Origin of the sequence: Streptomyces sp. MMG1121 (assembly GCF_001280015.1) — a bacterium.
GTDB lineage: Bacteria > Actinomycetota > Actinomycetes > Streptomycetales > Streptomycetaceae > Streptomyces.
In genome coordinates this window covers 1-263 of sequence record NZ_LGDV01000142.1, presented here as the reverse complement: position 1 = coordinate 263, position 263 = coordinate 1, and the positions used below count along the sequence as shown (strand labels likewise).

The window sequence follows — 263 nt, the reverse complement described above, 5'->3', positions numbered from 1 at the left end:
AGCCCCTCCCGCGCCTCCTCCACCGAACCCGCCACCACCACCGCACGATGATCAAAATGCGCCCGGGAGGTGGCCAGCGAATACGCCACATCCGTCAGGCTCACCGAAGCGTCCGCACCCAAGAACTCCACCAGCCGGCCCGCCTGAGCCCGCACCACCTCCACCGACTTCCCGGACACCACCAACGGCACCACCCCATCCGGAACCACCGCACGCCCCACCACAGGCCGCACTTCAGCAGCCTCCAAAATCACATGCGCGTT

General features: G+C 67.3%; 1 protein-coding gene. It reads right to left on the bottom strand.

The window, feature by feature from the left end; translation table 11 throughout:
* Positions 1-263, bottom strand: a 263-nt coding sequence (locus tag ADK64_RS14730; RefSeq protein ID WP_159046244.1) for a hypothetical protein, incomplete at both ends; no start/stop codon positions are given.